At 58.2% G+C, this 14,265-nt stretch carries 17 protein-coding genes and 1 tRNA gene; 9 read left to right on the top strand and 9 right to left on the bottom strand.

Going from position 1 to position 14,265, the window contains the following annotated elements; all coding sequences use genetic code 11:
* Nucleotides 1–30 precede the first annotated feature (30 nt).
* Nucleotides 31–786 (bottom strand): hypothetical protein, encoded by a 756-nt coding sequence (locus AC2FHX_RS01580; RefSeq protein WP_496700492.1) that lies wholly within the window; start codon nucleotides 784–786, stop codon nucleotides 31–33.
* 197 nt (nucleotides 787–983) lie between these two features.
* On the opposite strand from AC2FHX_RS01580, the gene AC2FHX_RS01575 reads away from it, so the two are divergent.
* Nucleotides 984–1,739: a 3-hydroxyacyl-CoA dehydrogenase gene (locus AC2FHX_RS01575; protein ID WP_271947465.1), complete on the top strand. Its 756-nt coding sequence runs from the start codon at nucleotides 984–986 to the stop codon at nucleotides 1,737–1,739.
* Between the two features lie 81 nt (nucleotides 1,740–1,820).
* Here AC2FHX_RS01575 and AC2FHX_RS01570 read toward each other — a convergent pair whose 3' ends face one another.
* From AC2FHX_RS01570 to AC2FHX_RS01560, 3 genes are all read right to left on the bottom strand, one after another.
* Complete coding sequence (locus tag AC2FHX_RS01570) at nucleotides 1,821–3,629, bottom strand: ABC-F family ATP-binding cassette domain-containing protein (RefSeq protein WP_496700493.1); 1,809 nt, start codon at nucleotides 3,627–3,629, stop codon at nucleotides 1,821–1,823.
* 41 nt (nucleotides 3,630–3,670) lie between these two features.
* Entirely contained in the window at nucleotides 3,671–4,405 is a 735-nt protein-coding gene (locus AC2FHX_RS01565; protein ID WP_496700494.1) for a GNAT family N-acetyltransferase, read from the bottom strand.
* 98 nt (nucleotides 4,406–4,503) lie between these two features.
* Entirely contained in the window at nucleotides 4,504–4,980 is a 477-nt protein-coding gene (locus AC2FHX_RS01560; protein WP_271947471.1) for an outer membrane protein assembly factor BamE, read from the bottom strand.
* A gap of 85 nt (nucleotides 4,981–5,065) precedes the next feature.
* Between AC2FHX_RS01560 and AC2FHX_RS01555 the strand changes: the two genes are divergently transcribed.
* The 8 genes from AC2FHX_RS01555 (at nucleotide 5,066) to AC2FHX_RS01520 (ending at nucleotide 10,415) form a co-directional block, all read left to right on the top strand.
* Nucleotides 5,066–5,602 carry a YceD family protein gene (locus AC2FHX_RS01555; RefSeq protein WP_496691109.1) on the top strand — a complete coding sequence of 179 codons (537 nt, stop codon included), beginning with the start codon at nucleotides 5,066–5,068 and terminating at the stop codon, nucleotides 5,600–5,602.
* 206 nt (nucleotides 5,603–5,808) lie between these two features.
* On the top strand, nucleotides 5,809–6,015 hold the full coding sequence (rpmF, locus tag AC2FHX_RS01550) for a 50S ribosomal protein L32 (RefSeq protein WP_037316137.1): 207 nt from the start codon (nucleotides 5,809–5,811) through the stop codon (nucleotides 6,013–6,015).
* A 22-nt stretch (nucleotides 6,016–6,037) separates the two neighbouring features.
* Entirely contained in the window at nucleotides 6,038–7,126 is a 1,089-nt protein-coding gene (gene plsX / locus AC2FHX_RS01545; RefSeq protein ID WP_496700495.1) for a phosphate acyltransferase PlsX, read from the top strand.
* A 21-nt stretch (nucleotides 7,127–7,147) separates the two neighbouring features.
* Entirely contained in the window at nucleotides 7,148–8,119 is a 972-nt protein-coding gene (locus tag AC2FHX_RS01540) for a beta-ketoacyl-ACP synthase III (RefSeq protein WP_271947477.1), read from the top strand.
* 96 nt (nucleotides 8,120–8,215) lie between these two features.
* Nucleotides 8,216–8,518, top strand: a complete 303-nt coding sequence (gene ihfA / locus AC2FHX_RS01535) for an integration host factor subunit alpha (RefSeq protein WP_037316145.1) — start codon at nucleotides 8,216–8,218, stop codon at nucleotides 8,516–8,518.
* An 18-nt stretch (nucleotides 8,519–8,536) separates the two neighbouring features.
* The gene (locus AC2FHX_RS01530) at nucleotides 8,537–9,136 is read left to right on the top strand and encodes a MerR family transcriptional regulator (protein ID WP_496700496.1); all 600 of its coding nucleotides are present in this window, start codon (nucleotides 8,537–8,539) and stop codon (nucleotides 9,134–9,136) included.
* Nucleotides 9,137–9,197: 61 nt separating this feature from the next.
* Nucleotides 9,198–9,274: transfer RNA gene (locus AC2FHX_RS01525), tRNA-Pro, on the top strand.
* Nucleotides 9,275–9,335: 61 nt separating this feature from the next.
* The gene (locus AC2FHX_RS01520) at nucleotides 9,336–10,415 is read left to right on the top strand and encodes a 2'-deoxycytidine 5'-triphosphate deaminase (protein ID WP_271947481.1); all 1,080 of its coding nucleotides are present in this window, start codon (nucleotides 9,336–9,338) and stop codon (nucleotides 10,413–10,415) included.
* Here AC2FHX_RS01520 and AC2FHX_RS01515 read toward each other — a convergent pair whose 3' ends face one another.
* From AC2FHX_RS01515 to AC2FHX_RS01495, 5 genes are all read right to left on the bottom strand, one after another.
* On the bottom strand, nucleotides 10,416–10,658 hold the full coding sequence (locus AC2FHX_RS01515) for a hypothetical protein (RefSeq protein ID WP_496700497.1): 243 nt from the start codon (nucleotides 10,656–10,658) through the stop codon (nucleotides 10,416–10,418).
* A gap of 64 nt (nucleotides 10,659–10,722) precedes the next feature.
* Nucleotides 10,723–11,370 (bottom strand): SMC-Scp complex subunit ScpB, encoded by a 648-nt coding sequence (gene scpB / locus AC2FHX_RS01510; protein WP_281994496.1) that lies wholly within the window; start codon nucleotides 11,368–11,370, stop codon nucleotides 10,723–10,725.
* Nucleotides 11,363–12,157, bottom strand: coding sequence for a segregation and condensation protein A (locus tag AC2FHX_RS01505; protein ID WP_142633343.1), 795 nt, complete (start codon nucleotides 12,155–12,157; stop codon nucleotides 11,363–11,365). The genes scpB and AC2FHX_RS01505 overlap by 8 nt, the downstream gene beginning before the upstream one ends.
* Complete coding sequence (gene nagZ / locus AC2FHX_RS01500) at nucleotides 12,147–13,154, bottom strand: beta-N-acetylhexosaminidase (RefSeq protein ID WP_496700498.1); 1,008 nt, start codon at nucleotides 13,152–13,154, stop codon at nucleotides 12,147–12,149. Before nagZ ends, AC2FHX_RS01505 begins: the two co-directional genes overlap by 11 nt.
* Nucleotides 13,151–14,215, bottom strand: coding sequence for an SPOR domain-containing protein (locus tag AC2FHX_RS01495; RefSeq protein ID WP_496700499.1), 1,065 nt, complete (start codon nucleotides 14,213–14,215; stop codon nucleotides 13,151–13,153). Before AC2FHX_RS01495 ends, nagZ begins: the two co-directional genes overlap by 4 nt.
* Nucleotides 14,216–14,265 lie beyond the last annotated feature (50 nt).

Genomic DNA, 14,265 nt, shown 5'->3' with positions numbered 1-14,265 from the left:
TCGGCATGAGCAAATCCGTCACTTGTAGGCTTATCGCTTGCCCCCTTTGCCTCCGCCGTTTCCATGGCCGCCGCCGCCATTGCCGTGGCCTCCGCCGTGGCCGTTGTTACCTCCACCGTTTCCGGTGCCGGGGCCAGAGCCGCCATTATTGCCCCCGCCATTGCCAGGGTTCCCAGCGTTTCCATTGCCATTTCCGGGGCCGTTACCGCCTTTACCCGGACCATTGCCTCCTTTGCCGGGACCATTGCCATTTCCAGGTTTGCCGGGGCCATCGCCACCACCATTGCCGGGATCATCACCTGGGTTGTCGTCACCGGGATCATCCCCGCCACCGTTGCCCGGATCATCGCCCGGGTTATCGCCACCCGGATCATCGCCGCCGCCGTTGCCGGGACCGTTACCGCCCGACCCGCCGGACCCTGTTCCATCGCCGCCAACCGGCGTGACCGGACTGCTTGGGTCCGAACTGCGGTCTTCGCCCGCATTTGCCGCGCTTACGATTGATGCTGTCGGAAAGTCGGTCAACAAGGCGGCCAACCCCGGGCATTGCGCGGATGTGTTTCGCAATGTGGTTTCGAAATCCGCTCGTTTCTGCAAGCGCTCCAGAAAGCTGGGGGTTACCTGCGTGCACTCACACATGGTCGCATAATCGCCGCTGTTTGCAGCATCCCGCGCCGTTTTCCAGTTGCAGACCTCTGGTGCAGCGGCCGCACTTCCAGCCGCCATAATCCCCAGAAACGGAGCGGCAACCAAAGCGGAAAGCCCTGATTTGGTTCCAATTCGCATAGTTTGTCCTCCTCAAATGCGCCACCCAGACGCTCAATTGCGTTCAGTGTCGATTTGAGATTTCAACATTAAGAACGCCTGAAGCTGACCTGAGAAAGCCTTGAGGAAAGGCCGCCTGCCCGACGCCCCCCTATGGACACTGTCCCTTGGCTGATATTAAATGAACGTATGTTCATATCTTTTGGAAGGAGATCCAGATGCACCTGTCGACCACCGCAGCCATTGTCACCGGAGGCGCCTCGGGGCTGGGTGAGGCAACGGCCCGCTTTTTTGCAGAAAACAATGCACAGGTAACCATTCTGGACCGGGATGCGGACCGAGGCAGCCAGGTCGCAACAGAAATTGGCGGGCATTTCGCCCAGACGGATGTAACCGATGAAACATCCGTGGCCGCGGCCATCGCCCATGCCCGCAAGAAGATGGGAGCGATCAACGCGGCAGTGAATTGCGCCGGGATCGCGGTTGGCATGAAAACCGTAGGCAGGGATGGCCCGCACCCGCTTGATGCATTTCAGCGCACGATCGACATCAACCTTGTGGGTACATTCAACGTTTCACGCCTTGCAGCTGCGGAAATGGCAAAGAACGACCCAGAACCGGATGGCGCGCGCGGTGTCATCATCAATACAGCCTCAATCGCGGCCTTTGATGGGCAAAAGGGTCAGGCTGCCTATGCGGCTTCGAAAGGTGGTGTGGTAGGTATGACCCTGCCCATGGCACGGGATCTGGCCTCGTCCGGAATCCGCGTGATGACCATCGCACCCGGAATCTTTATGACTCCGATGCTGGCCGGTCTGCCCGAAGAGGTGCAGCAACAACTGGCCTCTGACGTTCCCAACCCTGTGCGCCTTGGCGACCCCCGCGAATACGGGCGACTGGCCGGGTTCATCGTCGAAATGGGTTATCTGAACGGCGAGGTCATCCGTATCGACGGCGCGCTGCGAATGCGCTGAGCGTGGCTGATCACCTACCGATGAAAACGGCTCACTCAAATGAACTGTGGTCGGATAGCCGGCCACAGCGCGAAAGCTGATCTAGGCGCCCTCGGCCTTTTCCTCGAGGATCAGCCACTCTTCCTCGGCTGCGGCCAGCTTTTCTTGCCGCTCGACCAAAGCCTCGGTCGCTTTCTGAAACTTAACAGGTTCACGGCTGAAAAGCTCAGGATCGGACATCAGCTCTTCAAGCTTTCCGATTTCCGTCTCAAGCCGCTCAATCTCGGCAGGCAATTTCTCAAGACGGTGTTTCTCTGAAAATGATAGCCCCAGTTTCGGCTGCGCCTCTTGCTTTACCTTTGACTTGGAAGCTTTTGTTTTTACTTCTTTCTTATCAGACACCTCGCCGCGCTGAGCGAGATAGTCCGACCACCCCCCGGCATAGACGGTTGCACGGCCGTTACCCTCCATCGCGATGGTCGTTGCGGCCACACGGTCCAAGAAATCGCGGTCGTGGCTGACCAGCAAAACGGTACCGTCATAATCGTCCAGCAGTTCCTGCAACAGATCCAGTGTTTCCACATCCAGATCGTTGGTCGGTTCGTCCAATACCAGCAGGTTCGACTGTTTGGCCATCAGCTTTGCCAGCAGCAAACGGGCTTTTTCCCCACCTGACAGTGACTTAACGGCTGCTCTGGCCTGCCCCTCGTCAAACAGAAACTCCTTGAGGTAGCCGACCACATGCTTGGGTTGGCCACCCACCATCACCTGATCAGCCTTGCCGGAAACACGCATCTCGGGGTCGCCTGTCAAGCTGTCCCACAGGCTCATTTCAGGGTCGAGCTGGGCGCGGGTCTGGTCGAAAACCGCAATCTCAAGATTGGTGCCCAGAGTGACCGACCCCTCATCCGGGGTTTCTTGCCCCAACAGCATTTTCAGCAATGTTGTCTTGCCGACGCCATTTGGGCCAACAAAGGCCACGCGGTCGCCCCGCTGTACCAACAGATCAAAGTTGCGCACGATCTGATGATCGCCAAAAGACTTGGACAAGCTTTTGGCTTCAAACACTTTTCGACCTGACTTCGGTCCGGCCTCAAGCGTCATCGCGGCCGATCCCTGGCGTTTGATCTGTGCGGCTTTTTCGGACCGGAGATCCTGCAAGGCGCGGACCCGGCCCTGGTTGCGTTTGCGGCGGGCGCTGATGCCTTCGACGGCCCATCGCGCCTCGGATTTGATGAGGCGGTTCAGCTTATGGCGCTGCTGGTCCTCCTCCTCCCAGATCTTATCGCGCCAAGCTTCGAATGCCGTAAACCCTTGTTCCTGCCGCCGAACCGCGCCGCGGTCGATCCACAGCGTCGCGCGGGTCAGCGCGCGCAGAAAGGCGCGGTCGTGTGAGATCAGCACATAGGCCGTCCGCGTCGATCCCAACTCACGCTCGAGCCAGGCAATGGCTTCGATATCAAGATGGTTGGTCGGCTCGTCCAGCAGCATCAAATCCGGGGCTTCGGCCATCAGCTTGGCCAGCGCGGCACGGCGACGTTCACCGCCCGAGGCCGTCTCAACAGCGCGCGCCGGGTCGAATTTCAGCCCTTCGCCTGCGCGTTCAACCTTATACAGCTCACCCGGTTCCAACACGCTTGAGGCATAGTCGCCCAGCGTGGCAAACCCCTCCATACCGGGGTCCTGCTCCATGTAACCGACTGACTTTCCCGGGGGAATGACGATCTCACCCTTGTCCGCTTCGACCAGACCGGCCATCACCTTCATCAAGGTCGACTTGCCGGACCCGTTGCGCCCAACCAGCGCGACGCGGTCGCCCGGCTGAACCACCAGATCGAGCTCTGAAAAAATCGGATCGCCCCCGAAAGTCAGGGAAATGCCGGACATCTGCAGTAAAGGAATTCTTGCCATGCCCGCCAGCTAAACCGGCAGCGCCGAGCCGTCAACGGCGATTACCCGACAACCGCCCGCAGCAAACGCTTGCGCGCCGGTGGGATGGCACCGATTTCGAGGCCGGTAAAGACGTGCAGAGTGTTCATGTGCCGGTCAACAACGGCGTGGTCACTGACCCAGCCGCCCATCATCAGGTAGGTCCGCAGCAAAGGGGGCATGCGCATCATGGCCTTTTTCGCATCCGGGCGCCGACGCAAGCGCGCAGCAAACTTGAACACATCCGGGGCCTTGACCCGTGGCAACCAGCGTTTCGGGGCCAGATGGCGGTGTTTCAGCATCGCAAACGCATCAAGGTATTCCGCAGTCTCTGTCCCAGCAAAGGATGAGCAGCCAAACAGCATCTCAACATTATTCTGATCGACAAATGCGGTCATCGCGCCCCAGGCAACGCGCAGAATGTCCGGATCGTTTCGATCGGGAACGACGCAAAAGCGCCCCATCTCGACCATACGTCCCTTGAACCCTTCAAGCGCCGAGAGGTCATAGAACTGGGCAGAATAGCTTTGGCCGATCTCTGCGCCGCGCTCCATCATCAGCATGCGAAAGCAGCAGACGAGCTTGCCGTTGCTGCGCATGTCCTCGACCAGAATATGCGTGCAGCGGCTGTCGAACGCATCCTGATCCGTCTGATCGGTCCCGAATGCCAGTGTGCGCAGAGATTGTGCCGCCGCGACATCCTGCGGTGTTTGCGCCTGTCGCGCACGGTACCGGCCCTTGCCGAGCAATAGTGCCATGGTCGCATCCTCCTGGGTTGCTGACCTGTTTCGTCTTGCAGGGTCAATAACACAGGATTTGTGACCGCCCTGTGAAGTTGACAAGACGTGACTATGAATTAGTTGGTCGCGCCAGGAATGTTTGCCGGGTTGAAGTTGCCGATATTGCCAAGCAGCTGCCGCAGGAAACCACGGTTCTGAACTGAGGATTCGGTAATACGACGATCCAGCGTCACGACGGTTCCATCCTCAAGGCCAAAGCGTTCAATATTGCGCACAACACCCCGGTCATCGAAGCTGATCGCCACAAGCTCGCGCGAGACGATTTTCGGTCGTTTCGGACCATAATGACGAACGCGTGATGTCACATAATAAAAGCCGGAATCGCGAACAACGCCTGAAGTACTGGGCGCGCCAACGGATTCGAGTACGCTTTCACGTGTATCGACACCCACCTGAATTTCGGCCAGGTCCTCGGCTGTGGGGACATATCCGTGTTTCTTGAAGACCGGAGCACACGCACCAGCAGCGGTCAGACAGGCCGCAAATACGAGCGTTCTGGACGCTGGTTTCAACCTGCTCATAACTTTCAACATTCACACCCTCTTGCCTTGGGACCGTGCGGCCCCTATCCGATTACATCAAACCGCCACCCCGGTTCAACACACGAAAGGGCCACGTATGAGCAACCAGACATCTTTACGGGTCGCCGACCTGCCTCAGAACGCACCGACGCCCTTTGAAATTCGCCCTGACGCGCAGGAGTTGGATCTCTTAAAGAACGAGTTGAGCCTGCTTGGTCTGCGTAAGCTGAGTTTTGTCGGTGAGGTGAGTGCGCATGGAAAGCGTGATTGGGCGCTTTCAGGAAAACTGGGGGCAACCGTGATTCAACCCTGTGTCGTGACGCTGACACCGGTTACCACGCGGATCGACATTCCGGTGACCCGGATGTTTCTGTCAGATTGGACAAACCCTGACGAGGAGGAGTTCGAAATCCCGGAGGGTGACGAATCTGAACCGCTAGGGACCGAAATCGCTCTGACCGAGGTCATGTCCGAAGCGCTGGCGCTTGCCCTGCCCCAGTATCCCCGGAAAGAAGGTGCGGAATTGGAACAGGCGGGCTTTACCGAACCCGGCAAACAGGCAATAACGGATGAAGATGTCAAACCCTTTGCGGGCTTGGCCGGGCTGCGCGATGCACTGAAAAAAGACGAGTGACACGGGCCTGAAATCCTGTCATAGCAGGCGCTCAGAAAAATCGCTTGAACATGCTGAGAATCGCAGTATTTTCGCGCGCTCATCGGAATTTGGGTTGGACATCGCGGGGCCCGTCCCCTAAACGCGCGTCAAACCACGAGAAAAACGAAGAATGAAACCTGGCCCGCAGCGAATCTGCCGGCCCTTAGTAGACAAAGGTTGAGACCATGGCTGTCCAACAGAACAAAGTTTCCAAGTCGCGTCGCAACAACCGCCGCGCGCACGACGCTCTGGTTGCTGCAAACCCGAACGAATGCGCCAACTGTGGTGAGCTGAAGCGCCCGCACCACGTCTGCGCGTCCTGCGGCCACTATGATGACCGCGAAGTCGTCGCTCAGGCCGACGAAATCGACCTGGACGAAGACGCGGCCTAAGCCCTAAAAGCGCAGGCCAAGCATGACAGAACAGCCCACGCACGCCGGACGGATTACCATCTCGGTTGACGCAATGGGCGGAGATTCGGGGCCCGCTGCTGTTGTGGCGGGGATCGCCAAATCGGCGGATAAGAACCCCGATATCGCGTTCATCTTGCACGGGCCTGAGGCCATGTTGCGCAAACTTGTCGCAAAACGGCGTGTCCTGAACGGGCGCGTCGTTTTTCGTGATTGTCCCGATGTGGTCACGATGGAGGACAAGCCCAGCCAGGTCGTCCGACACGGCAAGCAAACCTCGATGTGGTCCACACTGGAGTCGGTACGTCAGGGTGAAGCCCATGGCGCGGTCTCTTGTGGCAATACCGGCGCATTGATGGCCCTGTCGATGATGCGTCTACGTAAGCTGCCGGGGGTAAACCGCCCGGCAATCGCTATTTTGTGGCCCTCGCGCAATCCGCAGGGTTTCAATGTAATGCTGGACGTAGGCGCCGATGTGCGCGCGGACGCCAAGGACCTGCTGCAATATGCTTTGATGGGTGCCTCTTATGCCCGAAACGGCATGGCGTTGGAACGTCCCCGGATCGGCCTTTTGAATGTGGGCACCGAGGAACATAAAGGGCGCGCCGAGCTAAAAGAAGCGCATGGCATGATCTCGGGTTTTGCGGATCAGGCCAGCTTTGACTTTGTGGGTTTTGTCGAAGGCAGCGACATCCCGGGAGACAAAGCCGATGTCATTATAACAGACGGGTTTACAGGCAACGTCGCCATCAAGACCGGAGAAGGCACAGCCAGCCTGATCGGAGATCTTCTGCGCGAGGCGTTCAAATATTCTCCGCTTTCACGACTGGCCTCGATCCTTGCAATCACATCTTTGCAGCGTTTGAAGAAACGAATTGATCCTCGGCGCGTGAATGGTGGGGTTTTCCTTGGCCTGAACGGAACCGTCGTCAAATCACATGGTGGTGCAGACTCGACCGGCGTGTCAGCCGCTGTAAAGCTGGCCTTTACCTTGGCCGAGTCCGGCTTCGCCGAAAAATTGGCAGCACGGGTTGCATCGACAGCCGAGCTTGCACAAGATGCCGCAGACACGCCGTCGAAGGCCGGTGAATAACAAAAAAGGCAGTACCCCAGCATGGCAGGCCGTTCAATTATAGTTGGTGTCGGGCACTATTTGCCAGAGCGCATCGTCCCGAATTCCGAGTTCGAAGAAACGCTCGATACGTCTGATGAGTGGATACGGACCCGTTCCGGAATCGAACGCCGGCATTTTGCAGCGGAAGACGAAACCACTTCGATTATGGCCACAAAGGCTGCCAGTGCCGCACTGGCCGATGCGGGTCTGGAGGCAGATGATATTGATGCGATTATTCTTGCAACATCGACCGCTGACCTGACGTTTCCCTCTGCCGCAACAATGGTTCAATCGCAGCTTGGCATGACCAAAGGCTTCGCCTTTGACGTACAGGCGGTTTGCGCCGGATTTGTCTATGCCATGACCAATGCCAATGCGCTGATCGTATCAGGCCAGGCCAAACGCGTACTGGTCATCGGCGCCGAGACGTTCTCTCGTATCATGGACTGGACCGACCGGTCGACCTGCGTGCTGTTCGGCGACGGCGCCGGGGCGATAATCCTTGAACAGCATGAGGGCGCGGGAACCTCGGACGATCGGGGCATTCTGGCAACCGACCTGAACTCGGACGGGCGCTATAAGGACCTGCTCTATGTGGATGGAGGCGTCTCGACCCAGTCCACAGGCTATCTGCGGATGAAAGGGAACCAGCTGTTTCGGCAGGCAGTTGAACGACTGACCTCTACCGCAGAAACCTGCCTAGAGAAGGCTGGGCTAAGTCATAAAGATGTGGATTGGATCGTACCGCATCAGGCAAACATTAGAATCATCCAGGGCACAGCCAAGAAATTGGGCGTTCCTATGGAACACGTTGTCGTTACCCTGCAGGACCACGGAAATACCTCGGCCGCATCGATTCCCCTGGCAATGTCTGTTGCTAAACAGCGTGGGCAGTTCAAACAGGGTGATCTGCTGGTCACAGAGGCAATCGGAGGTGGATTGGCCTGGGGCTCAGTCCTCTTGCGGTGGTAACAAGCGCAATTCAGCTTACACACTCGCCCGCAATTCATTGATATTGACAGCGAATTTGCCCTGACCCTATGCTCTGATAGCAACAGGGGAATTGGCATGAGCGACAAAACACTGACCCGAATGGATCTGAGCGAGGCCGTATTTCGTGAAGTTGGCCTTTCACGCAATGAAAGCGCGCAACTGGTCGAGAGCGTTCTGAACCATATGTCCGACGCATTGGTGCGCGGTGAACAGGTGAAGATCTCGTCTTTTGGAACGTTCAGTGTTCGGGACAAGACAGCTCGTATCGGCCGCAATCCCAAGACAGGCGAAGAGGTTCCAATTCAGCCTCGCCGTGTTCTCACCTTCCGCCCGTCGCATCTGATGAAAGATCGCGTCGCCGCAGGGAACCGCAAATAAGATCAGGACGGCACGAATATGAGCAAGTCCCCAGACGCCTTTCGCACCATCAGTGAAGTTGCGGACTGGTTGGGTGTGCAGCCGCATGTTCTGCGATTCTGGGAAAGCCGCTTCAATCAGGTGAAACCGGTAAAACGGGCGGGCGGGCGCAGATATTATCGCCCCAACGACATGCGCCTGCTGGGCGGCATCAAGAAGCTTTTGCATGAGGATGGGATCACCATCAAAGGCGTACAGCGCATCTTGCGTGAACAGGGCGTGGCGCATGTTTCTTCAGTGTCCCAGGGCCTGGATGAAATGGCGAATCTTGAACCCGCACCCGATGCAAATGTCGTTGTGCCATTCACGGCCAAGCCAGCCCCCCCGCAAGAGCAGATACATCTGGATCTTGGCGACGCGCAAAAACCCGAACCGCAACCTGCTCCCAATTCGCCAAATGCGGAACCTCGGACGCAAACCCAGCCGTCTTATCCCGACGCCTCGCCATTGTTGGGCGGAATCGCGACATTGGCCTGGACCCGAGACGCATTCGATGACCAGTTGCTCAGCCAAATAGCGCCCATCGCGCAAGAGCTGCGCAGCGTGTTGAACCGAATAGAAAACCGATCGGCGGGATAAGAAAAAAGGCGATGATTTCCTCTTGCCCCCGCCGGGAAAGTCTTTATGAACACCTCAACGTCGGGCTATGGCGCAGCCTGGTAGCGCGTCCGTCTGGGGGACGGAAGGTCGCAGGTTCGAGTCCTGCTAGCCCGACCAAATCACACCGACGTTTATGGCACACAGGCCAGATCCCGCTCTGGCATCAGGGGGGATCGGAATGACCGGCGTATGCCCGAACCAGCAGATAGAGGCGATGATCGCTCGCGGTGAGATTACCGCAAGCCCAGAGGTCATCCCCGCCCAGATTCAACCCGCCAGCCTTGATTTGCGTTTAGGTACAGTTGCTTACCGGGTACGTGCCTCGTTTCTGGCAGGCGAAGGTCGCACCGTAGCCGAACGTTTGTCGGAGTTTGAGATGCACCGCATCGATATCTCTGAAGGTGCTGTGCTGGAAAAGGGCTGTGTCTATCTAGTGCCGTTGATGGAATCGCTGGCCCTGCCCCAGGGGCTGAGCGCGGCCGCCAATGCAAAAAGCTCGACCGGGCGGCTGGACCTTCTGACGCGCACGATCACCGATGGCGGGACCGAGTTTGACCGGGTGCCTGCAGGCTACACCGGCCCCTTGTATGCCGAGATCTGCCCCCGCTCATTCTCGGTTCTGGTGCGTCCGGGAATGCGGCTGAACCAGATCAGGTTCCGGGAGGGACAGGCCGTGCTGAGCGATACCGATCTAAGCGCCCTGCACGCCGAATCCCCGCTGGTCGATGGCCCCGCTGTCATTCAGGACGGGCTTGGGTTCTCGGTGGACCTGCGGCTGCCCGACACTGATTTGGTCGGCTACCGCGCCAAACCTCATACCGGTGTCATTGATCTGGACCGGATCGGCGAATACGACCCGCAAGAATATTGGGAAGAAGTGCGTACCACTGATGGGCGCATCATCCTCGACCCCGGTGCGTTCTACATTCTGGTCAGCCGCGAGGCAGTGCATATCCCGCCGATGTATGCGGCTGAAATGGCCCCCTATCTGGCGATGGTCGGGGAATTCCGGGTGCATTATGCCGGATTCTTCGACCCCGGCTTTGGCCATGCGGCCGCAGGTGGCGAAGGATCACGCGGCGTGTTGGAAGTCCGCTGTCACGAGGCCCCATTTGTGCTGGAACACGGACAAGTCGTCGGACGGTTGGTGTATGAGCGGATGTCAGAGATGCCCACGCAGCTTTACGGGGCGGGCATCGCCTCGAATTACCAGGGACAGGGGCTGAAACTGTCCAAGCATTTCAAAACGGTAACCTGATCAGAACCGGATAAACCGGCGCATCTGATTGGCCACGCGTTGGGCTTGACGCATGTTCTGACGTTGGCGGTTTCCGTCCGCCTGCAACTGATCAGAGGCACCTGAGCTCTCGTGCGGCGGCTGCTCTTGCCCCGACTTCTGGCCCACGCGGCTGGCTATGTCGAACCCCTTGTCCACCCCTTTGATGACAAGCCGCCGCATGACCTGTCGCACGATCATGTCAATGATACGATTGGCATTCATTGCTCAACTCCGATTTCCAGGCTTCTAAATAGTCGATTTGTGCGGCAACAAAAGGGCCACGTGATCACTCTTCCTCGAACAGTTCGGTTTGATCTTCGTCTTCCTGCCCCTCTCCCAGTGGGATCGTTCCCGGAGGCGGTCTGTTCTCCAGCAAACCGGCAGCGCGCAATTCTTTCAACCCCGGCAAATCGCGGGCGTTCTCCAGCCCAAAGTGATCCAGAAACTGCGGAGTCACCACGAAAGTCACCGGACGGCCCGGCGTCATGCGACGACGACCCAGTCTGATCCACTCCATCTCCAACAGTTGGTCGATGGTCCCGCGCGAGACCGATACGCCGCGAATTTCTTCGATCTCGGCACGTGTACAGGGTTGGTGATATGCCACAATCGCCAGCGTTTCGATCGCGGCCCGGCTGAGCTTGCGGGTTTCAACCGTTTCTTTTTGCATCAGAAAACCCAAGTCTGGGGCAGTGCGAATGGCCCAGGATTCACCAACCTGAACCACACGAACACCACGCCCTTCATAGCGTTTCTTTAGCATTTCCACCGCCTGTGACGCGTCGCTGCCATGGGGCATCCGCACTTCTAGATCGGCAATCGTCACCGGCTCGGCACTGGCGAATAACACGGCCTCAACCATGCGTTCTTGCTCGGCCATAGGCGGGGCTTCGAACAGGGTGCCGGTACCTTCTTCCTGAGGCGCGTCAGTCACGGGATTGGGTCCTCTTGCGTAGTTGTATCGGAGCAAAAGTTTCGCTCTGCTGTATTTCCATATGCCCTTCTTTCACCAACTCAAGTGAGGCCGCAAAAGTAGCCGCCGTCGCGGACCGCCTGCGCACTGGGTCTGCATCCCAGCCTTCGGGCAGATAGGTCTCCATATCCGTCCAGGCTCCCGCAAAGCCGATCAGCGGGCGCATACGTTCCAGCGCCTGTTCCATCGTGAATACGGCGTCACGGTCCATGACAAAGGGGCGGAATTCGTCGCGGGTACGAATGCGGGCATAGCCCTGCATCAGGTCCAGCAGAGTGGCGGAATAGGTCACGGTGCGGATGCGCGTGACATCCTCGCCCTGCCCACGTTTGAAGAAATCGCGCCCCAGCTGATCGCGCCCCATCAATCGGGCGGCAGCATCGCGCATGGCCTGAAGCCGCTCGAGCTGAAACGCCAGATGCGCAGCCAGTTCTTCGCCCGAGGGGCCTTCGTCATTCGGATCCGGAGGCAGCAGCAAGCGCGATTTCAGAAAGGCCAGCCATGCCGCCATCACCAGATAGTCGGCGGCCAATTCGATCCGCAGCGCCCGCGCCTTTTCCACGAAGGACAGATATTGCTGCGCCAGCGCCAGAACCGAGATTTTGCGTAGATCAACCTTTTGCGTGCGCGACAGCATCAGCAGCACATCGAGCGGGCCTTCGAACCCGTCGACATCTACGATCAATGCCTCTGCCGCAAGGCGATCCGCGACCGAGACGGGGTCTTCGCTAAAAAGATTATCCGACATACACCTGCCCGCCCATTAGGCGAGAAAGTTCGGCTTCGGCGGCTTGGATGTCAAGTTCCTGCGGGGCTTTGCGCATCGCCAACGCGCGTTCAGCGCGTTTCTGTGCCTGTTCGGACATCTTTCCGGCGGTGCTCAGCACCTCAGCACGGGCATCAAAAGAGCCGTTGCAGTACAATACCACATCGCACCCGGCAGCTAGCGCCTGATTGGCAATCTCTTCTGGATTTCCGCTGAGGGCCTTCATCGAGATATCATCCGTCATGATCAGCCCGCCAAACCCGATCGATTTGCGGATCAGGCTGATCATGGTCCGAGAAATCGTAGCAGGTTGAGGGTCAATCCGGTCATAGACCAGATGCGCCGTCATCCCCATTGGCAGATCGTTCAAATCCCGAAACGGGCCGAAATCTGCTTCGGTCAGCTCCTCTTGCGTCAGATCGACATGGGGCAGGTCATGATGGCTGTCCAGCGTGGACAAACCATGACCCGGCATGTGTTTGAGCACCGGCAATACACCGCCATCCAAATGCCCCTCGGCAGCCGCACGACCGATCCGAGAAACCATTTTGGGATCAGATCCATAGCAGCGGTTTTTAAGGAACGGATGCGTCTCGTTCCGGGCCAGATCCACCATGGGGGCGCAGTTGCTGTCGATCCCAAGCTCGAACAGTTCATTCGCAATCAGGCGATAGCGCAGATACATAGCACGTTCGGCCTGCTCTCCGCTCTGGGCCACGTGATCCAACGGCGGCATCCATTCCCGTGCCAGCGGTGTGCGCAGTCGTTGCACACGTCCACCCTCTTGATCAACAGTGATCGGGCAGTTACGCCCCACAGCCTCGCGGAAATCGTCGCATAGGGCGCGCACCTGATCCGCAGACTCGATATTACGGGCGAACAGAATGAACCCGAATGGGTTCATCTCTCGGAACAGTTTTTTCTCGTCAGACGTCAGGCGCAGACCTTCAGCGTCGGTAATGACTGCGCCGAAACTCACCGCGCGGCAACCGGAATGCAATCAGCGCCTTCGGCCTGCAAAGCGGCACAGAATTGGCGCGAGTCGCTCAGATCGTCAAACCCCAGAACCCGAAGACGATAGAAGGTTCGCCCACCGCTTGAGGTTTTCTGTATAACACGCTGTTTTCCATCCATATAATCCCCGAATCGTCCATTCATTCGATCCCATTCCGAGCGCGCGACGTCCGAATTTTCATAGGCGCCAAGCTGGGCCATACGGGTGCCCTTGGTCAGAGTTTCAGGATCCACATCCAAGCCGACCGCAGCTTTGACCGCCGCGTTGATCGCGTCTTCGGTAGTGGTGTTTGACGTAATCGCGCTGCGCACACCACCAGCGGGGCGCAGGACCGGGCGCAGCGACCGGCGCACACCTGGCAAAGCTGCCAGTTCTGGGTCCGGTTGCGATGCAGCCAGATCAGCCGGATCAATAGCAGGCTCTTCCTCGGGGATGGTCAAAGAGGCCAACTGAAAACTTTGCTCGCCAACCTGATCGGAATTTTCCGCCTCTCCCGCCAGTTCAGCAACCAGTGTATCAACCGCGCCCTGGCGCATCTGTGTGGCCGTCCGGTCAGAGACGTTTTCCTGGATCACATGTACGGCAGGTATCGGTTGCAACGGTGCCACCGGAGTATCTTCATCTGTCAGGGAAACCGGGCGCGGTGCAAGGATCAGCCGATCAGCAGGCGGCGCTGCTGTGCCCACTGCCGCAACCGTGTTCACGGCCAAACCCTGATGATCCGCAGGGGTGCCACCCGGGCTATCCGGCTGAATACGCATTGGTCCATCTAAGGACCGAACAACCGGTACGCCACTGACATCGCGCATTACCAAATTGTAACCCCAAACACCGATGCCAGCGACCAGCGCCAAAGATGCAACAGCACCCAGAGCACTAACAATACGACCTAAACCCGCAGGATGGGGCGTTTCGTCATATCCGTGCAAGTCATTAGGGAGGTCATACCCATCCTGAGGATGAGATTGATTCGTATAATGCATCTGCTCGGGGCGCATTTGCCCCGGGTAATCGTAACTTGCCATGTCCGCCTCACCGCCCGTTTAGCGCCGAAAATAAGGCGCGCGGGTCATTT

It is taken from the genome of Ruegeria sp. CDSC042 (assembly GCF_059610745.1).
The sequence above is the reverse complement of the archived record's forward strand: the minus strand, read 5'-3'. Positions and strand labels throughout refer to the sequence as shown.

Excerpts from the sequence above, each read along its gene's own strand:
- AC2FHX_RS01575 (WP_271947465.1), top strand. The coding sequence starts at position 984 with ATGCACCTGTCGACCACCGCAGCCATTGTCACCGGAGGCGCCTCGGGG.
- AC2FHX_RS01505 (WP_142633343.1), bottom strand. The coding sequence starts at position 12,157 with ATGTCGGATAATCTTTTTAGCGAAGACCCCGTCTCGGTCGCGGATCGC.
- AC2FHX_RS01570 (WP_496700493.1), bottom strand. The coding sequence starts at position 3,629 with ATGGCAAGAATTCCTTTACTGCAGATGTCCGGCATTTCCCTGACTTTC.
- AC2FHX_RS01565 (WP_496700494.1), bottom strand. The coding sequence starts at position 4,405 with ATGGCACTATTGCTCGGCAAGGGCCGGTACCGTGCGCGACAGGCGCAA.
- AC2FHX_RS01540 (WP_271947477.1), top strand. The coding sequence starts at position 7,148 with ATGGCAGGCCGTTCAATTATAGTTGGTGTCGGGCACTATTTGCCAGAG.
- AC2FHX_RS01555 (WP_496691109.1), top strand. The coding sequence starts at position 5,066 with ATGAGCAACCAGACATCTTTACGGGTCGCCGACCTGCCTCAGAACGCA.
- AC2FHX_RS01530 (WP_496700496.1), top strand. The coding sequence starts at position 8,537 with ATGAGCAAGTCCCCAGACGCCTTTCGCACCATCAGTGAAGTTGCGGAC.
- ihfA (WP_037316145.1), top strand. The coding sequence starts at position 8,216 with ATGAGCGACAAAACACTGACCCGAATGGATCTGAGCGAGGCCGTATTT.
- AC2FHX_RS01520 (WP_271947481.1), top strand. The coding sequence starts at position 9,336 with ATGACCGGCGTATGCCCGAACCAGCAGATAGAGGCGATGATCGCTCGC.
- AC2FHX_RS01515 (WP_496700497.1), bottom strand. The coding sequence starts at position 10,658 with ATGAATGCCAATCGTATCATTGACATGATCGTGCGACAGGTCATGCGG.
- rpmF (WP_037316137.1), top strand. The coding sequence starts at position 5,809 with ATGGCTGTCCAACAGAACAAAGTTTCCAAGTCGCGTCGCAACAACCGC.
- AC2FHX_RS01580 (WP_496700492.1), bottom strand. The coding sequence starts at position 786 with ATGCGAATTGGAACCAAATCAGGGCTTTCCGCTTTGGTTGCCGCTCCG.
- AC2FHX_RS01560 (WP_271947471.1), bottom strand. The coding sequence starts at position 4,980 with ATGTTGAAAGTTATGAGCAGGTTGAAACCAGCGTCCAGAACGCTCGTA.
- plsX (WP_496700495.1), top strand. The coding sequence starts at position 6,038 with ATGACAGAACAGCCCACGCACGCCGGACGGATTACCATCTCGGTTGAC.
- AC2FHX_RS01495 (WP_496700499.1), bottom strand. The coding sequence starts at position 14,215 with ATGGCAAGTTACGATTACCCGGGGCAAATGCGCCCCGAGCAGATGCAT.